Source organism: Micropruina sp. (assembly GCF_027492755.1).
In the GTDB taxonomy this organism is placed as follows: domain Bacteria; phylum Actinomycetota; class Actinomycetes; order Propionibacteriales; family Propionibacteriaceae; genus Micropruina.
Window position 1 is genome coordinate 1 of record NZ_JAPUED010000193.1, and the last position, 1,908, is coordinate 1,908.

Sequence of the window (1,908 nt, forward strand, 5' to 3'; positions counted from 1 at the left end):
ATCCAGCCCGGTGAGGTGCAGAAGATCCTGACCGACGTCCAGACCAAGTCAGAGACGCTGGGCAAGGCACTGACCGAGGAGAAGTTCACCGCGATCGGCACCGGCATCAGCTGGGGCGGCGGCCTGACCGCCGAGGTCAGCAAAGCGGTCGGGCAGGTGATGACCGACCAGAACAAGAACCTGACGGTGATCCAGAACCACATCGGCGCCGGCATGAACGGGGTCTCGAACGCGACCATCGCCTACAACAACGGCCAGTACGACATGGCCACCACCTTCCAGACGGAGATGACCAAGGCGGCCGAATCGGGCGACTTCCAGTACTTCGTCGACCACGGCTACCAGGGGTGAGGCGTCGATGAGCCCGATGACCATGTGCGTCGCCGACGGCGGAGGCGGCGGCAGCACCGTCCCGACCGACGGCGGCTTGATCAACCCGGCCCTGCTGCCGGCGAAGGCGGCCGACCTGGACACCGCCGCGATCACCGGCGCCGCCGAGGATCTGCGCACCATGGGCACCACCGTCGACACCCAGACCGACGAGATCAAGACCTCCTGGGGCGGACTGACCGGCTGCTACAAGGCTCCCGAGCAGGATCAGGTCTACGCGCTGATGGACAGCGCCGCTACGGCGTCCGAGGACGTCAAGACCACCTTCTCCAAGGTGGCCGACCACCTCGACACCTACGCCGGGAAGCTGGACGAGATCAAGCCCAAGCTCGCCGATTTCGAGAAGCGTGCCCAGGAGTTCCGCGACGAGGTGAAGGACGGCGTCTGGGTGGACGCCACCGAGGCCGCGGACGCCAACGTCGGAACCTACCTCGAGGCCGGCTGGAATTGGGCCACCGGGCAGGACCAGAAGCGCAAGAAGGTGCCGTGGGACCAGGACACCGAGACCTGGGAGAAGAACGAGGCCTTCATCAAGGAGATCGGCGGGATCTACGCGGACGTCTCGGCCGCCGCGGCCGCCTGCGCCACCAGCATCAACGGGCTCAGCAGCCTGCCGCCGGACAAGAAGAAGGTCGACGGCATCGCCAAGGAGGCCTTCTACAACCCGGAGGCACCGATGCCGTGGGGCTCGGCCGGCGACGAGGACCGCAACTGTGCCGAATCGGTCGGCCACGGCGCCTACCAGTTCGGCAAGAGCACCGTCGAGGGCCTCGGCCAGCTGATCAGCTACAACCCCGAGACCGGCCAATGGGGTGACTGGGAGCACGCCGGCCAGGCCTGGCTGGGCACCGGCAACGTGGTGCTGTCGCTGGTGGTCACCGCCAACCCGATGGTCCAGTGGTTCAACGCCAGCATGAAGCTCTCCGGTCAGGGTGACAACGCGGTGTCGAAGTGGATCGACGAACGCAACCAGGTGACGGCCACCGTCGCCACCAGCCTGGTCGGCATCGACCTGAACGCCGAGGACCCCTTCCACAAGTGGAAGGAGGACGGCATCGCCACCCTCACCGAGTCGGCGCTGAACGTCGGCACGATGTTCATTCCGGGCGCCGGCCAGGCCGGCGCCGCCGTCAAGGTGGTCGGCCTGGGCTCGAAGGTGCTGAAGGTCGGCGGCACGGTCGCGGACTTCGCGGTGCCGGGCGGCTCGTGGCTGGTCAAGGGTGGCGCGCACGCCATCCCGGTGCTGAAGAACGTCTTCAAACTCGGCGACGACGTGCCGATGAACCTGCTCGACGACGCCGCCAAGCCCGGCCTCAAGGCGCCGGGCATCAACCCGGTCTCGGTGGTCGACGACCTGGGTGGCGTGACGAATCCGAAGCCTGCCGCCCACGTGGGCGACGGACCGGCGATCGATCCGCGGCCGCGGAACGGGAGTTCGACCCCCGACGTGACGCCCGAGCCGGCCACCAGGCCACAGGGTGGCGAGCCGGCCGGTACGACGACCAAGCCGCACCCGGA

General features: G+C 67.9%; 2 protein-coding genes. Both read left to right on the top strand.

Annotated features, from left to right (window positions below):
* Positions 1-351 (top strand): DUF6507 family protein (locus Q0066_RS13465; RefSeq protein WP_298133734.1); only part of this gene is annotated, 351 nt, incomplete at its 5' end.
* Positions 352-358: 7 nt separating this feature from the next.
* Positions 359-1,908 (top strand): hypothetical protein (locus Q0066_RS13470; protein WP_298133736.1); only part of this gene is annotated, 1,550 nt, incomplete at its 3' end.